This is a genomic window from Streptomyces sp. NPDC102437 (assembly GCF_044765565.1).
Lineage (GTDB): Bacteria > Actinomycetota > Actinomycetes > Streptomycetales > Streptomycetaceae > Streptomyces.
Genome location: NZ_JBIWKI010000122.1, coordinates 1 through 3,724, shown reverse-complemented (window position 1 = coordinate 3,724; position 3,724 = coordinate 1). Strand labels below are relative to the sequence as shown.

General features: G+C 68.6%; 1 protein-coding gene. It reads left to right on the top strand.

Going from position 1 to position 3,724, the window contains the following annotated elements:
• Nucleotides 1-3,724, top strand: a 3,724-nt coding sequence (locus ACIRJP_RS42060) for an SDR family NAD(P)-dependent oxidoreductase (protein WP_404186447.1), incomplete at both ends; no start/stop codon positions are given.

Genomic DNA, 3,724 nt, shown 5'->3' with positions numbered 1-3,724 from the left:
GCCTCCCCGTCAACTGGCACACCCTCTACACCCACACCACCCCACACCACACCCCCCTCCCCACCTACGCCTTCCAACGCACCCGCCACTGGATCAACACTGCGGAAGACAACGGTGCGCCCCCACTGACTCCGGCTGCCGCCAGGGCCAGCGGAGCCGAATCGGACTTCTGGAATGCTGTCGAAAGCGAAGATCTGGATGCTCTGTCCGAGATGCTCTCGCTCGGCGACCAGGAGCCGCAGGACTCGCACGGCATGCTGCGTCCGGCGCTGTCCCTGCTGTCGGGCTGGCGGCGTGAACAGGTGACCCGTGCGGCCATCGACGCCTGGCGATACCACGTCGGTTGGCGTCCACAGGCCTACGACTCCGTACTGTCCCGCTCCGGTTCCTCTGATGTCACCGGTCGCTGGCTCGTCGTCACGCCGGCCGGATCCGACGACCACCCCTGGACCTCGGCAGTGATGCGCGCCCTGGCCGACGGGGGCGCACAGATCAGCCAGATCAGTGCGGACGCAGACCTGGCCTCCAACCGCGAGTCCCTCACGCGGCTGCTCGAAGCGGAAGCACGGCAGGACGGTGAACGGCCAGACGGCGTTCTCTCCTTCCTTGCACTGAACGGCGAGTCCACGCAGGGGCCGGAAGAGCCCCAGCAGACCCCTCTCGCCGGCACAGCAGCCACGCTCGGGCTGGTCCAGGCCATGGCGGACACCGGGCTCACCGCTCCCCTGTGGTGTGTGACGTCTGGCGCAGTGTCTGTAGGCCGCGCCGACCGGATCCGCCATGCCGACCAGGCCCACGTCTGGGGCCTCGGACAAGTGGCCGCGCTTGAGCACCCGGAGTGGTGGGGCGGGCTCATCGACTTGCCCGAGGAGCCCGACCCCCGCACGCTAGCGCGCCTGGTACACGTGCTGGCGGACGCCACACGCACTCTCATGACGGGTGCCTCGCCGAGGGAGGACCAGTTCGCGCTGCGTCCCTCGGGCATCTTCGTACGCCGTCTGACCCGCGCCGCTCCTGTCTCACCTCCCCCCGAGGCAGGCTCTTGGAGCTCGGACGGCCCTGCACTGATCACCGGCGGAACGGGGGCCCTGGGCGCCCACGTCGCGCGCTGGCTCGCACGATCTGGCATCAAGCACTTGGTTCTCGTCAGCCGCCGCGGCGCTGGAGCCCCCGGGGCAGATGAGCTGAGAACCGAGTTGCACGGGCTTGTCGGCCCGGACGGGAAGATAGAGATACATGGCTGCGACGTCGCCGACCGTGACGATCTCTCCGCTCTCATCGCCTCGTTGGACGAGGCCGGCACGCCCGTCAGGGCGGTGTTCCACGCGGCAGGGGTCGGTACCGCGGCCTCTTTGGTGGACGCCGATGCGGAAGCCCTGGCACAGACGTGCGCCGCGAAATCTCTTGGTGCCCGTCACCTGGACCATGTCTTCCAGGACCGTGAACTGGACGCCTTCGTTCTGTTCTCCTCCGGAGCCGGCGTATGGGGAGGCGGCGGCCAGGGCGCATACGCGGCCGCCAACGCCTACCTCGATGCCCTCGCCCAGTACCGCCGCGCACGAGGCCAGCACGCCCTGTCCGTAGCTTGGGGCACCTGGGGTGGTGGCGGCATGGCAGCCCAGGGAGCGGCCGAAGAACGGCTGCGGCGCCTGGGGCTTCCGGCCATGGAGCCCGCCCAGGCTGTCGAGGCACTGCGACACGCTCTCGGCCTCGATGAGACGACCGTGACCGTGGCCGACGTCGACTGGGGGATCTTCGCGCCGACGTTGAGCGCAGCCCGCCGTCGACCGCTGCTATCCGATCTCGCCGAAGCCCGCGCGGCACTGGACGGTGATCTACCCGCGCCCGGCAGCGCGCCGAAAGCCGCCTCACAGACGGGCGCACGGAGCGACGATCTGCATCAGCGCCTGGCCTCTCTCTCCGCTAGCGAGCAGGACCGCGTTCTGCTTGATCTCGTACGTGCCGAAGCCGCGGCCGTCCTGGGGCATTCAGGCTCAGACTCCGTGGCTCCGAACCGCGCCTTCAAGGACCTCGGCTTCGACTCACTGACTGCCGTTCAGCTCCGCAACCGGCTGAAGTCCGCTACCGGCCTGCTGTTGCCCACCACTCTGGTTTTCGACCATCCCTCACCGCAGTCCCTGGTCGCTCACCTGAAGACTGCACTCCTGGGGGAAAACACCTCCGCCGGGGCCCTCACCGAAGCCGAGAAGAAGCGATCACCAGACGGATCCCTCAGTTCGGCAGCTGAAGACGCTGATGGCGATCCCCTGGTCATCGTGTCCATGAGTTGCCGCTTCCCTGGCGCCGCCAACTCCCCCGAACAACTGTGGTCCCTGATCGCCGAGGGCCGTGACGCGGTGTCGGAATTTCCTGGCGATCGCGGCTGGGACCTAGACCGTCTCTACGACCCGCAGCTGAACCGGCCCGGCACCTCGTACACACGAGAGGGCTCCTTCGTCACCGATGTGGCGGAGTTCGATGCGGACTTCTTCGGGATCTCTCCGCGCGAGGCCCTGGCCATGGACCCCCAGCAGCGCCTCCTGCTCGAAGCCTCCTGGGAAGCGTTCGAACGCGCTGGCATCGCCGCCGACGACCTGCGCGAGAGCAGAACAGGTGTCTTCATCGGTGCTGCTACGTCCTACTACGGCACAGGCACGACTTCGGCGGGGCACGGATCGGAAGGCGCAGAGGGCACCGAGGGATTCCTTCTCACCGGCACGGCCACCGCTGTTCTGTCCGGTCGCATCTCCTATTCCTTCGGTCTCGAGGGTCCGGCGGTGACGATCGATACGGCGTGCTCGTCGTCCCTGGTGGCCCTGCACATGGCCGCCCAGGCACTGCGCAACGGCGAATGCACCATGGCCCTGGTGGGCGGTGTGACCGTCATGGCCACCCCTTCGGCCTTTATCGAGTTCAGCCGGCAGCGCGGGCTGGCCGCTGACGGACGTTGCAAGGCCTTCGCCGCCGACGCCGACGGCACCGGCTGGGGCGAAGGCGTCGGCGTGGTCGTCATGGAACGCTTGTCGGACGCCCGGCGCAACGGGCATCCCGTGCTGGCCGTGGTGCGCGGTTCCGCCGTCAACCAGGACGGCGCCTCCAACGGCCTGACCGCCCCCAACGGCCCCTCCCAACAACGCGTCATCCGCCAGGCCCTGGCCAACGCCGGCCTCGAACCCGCCGACATCGACGCCGTCGAAGCCCACGGCACCGGCACCCGCCTCGGCGACCCCATCGAGGCCCAGGCCCTCCTGGCCACCTACGGCCAAAACCGCGACACCGACCGGCCCCTGTGGCTAGGGACGGTTAAGTCCAACATCGGCCACACGCAGTCAGCGGCTGGTCTCGCCGGCGTGATCAAAATGGTCATGGCCATGCGCCACGGCACGCTTCCCAAGACCCTGCACATCGGCGAACCGACACAACACGTGGAATGGGCTGCAGGTGCTGTGTCACTGCTGTCTGAGGACCGGGAATGGCCCTCCGTTACGGAGCGAACGCGACGCGCGGGTGTGTCTGCGTTCGGCGTCAGCGGGACGAATGCGCATGTGATCCTCGAAGAGGCGCCCGAAGAGGCGCTGGACGGGGCGGCCGGGAAACCGGATGCCGGCACCGGTGCGGGCACCGCGTCCGAACTCGCGTTGGTGCCCTGGGTGTTGTCCGCCCGGAACCCTCAGGCCCTGCAACAGGTCGCCGCGCGCCTGGCCGACCACCTGGAAAACCACCC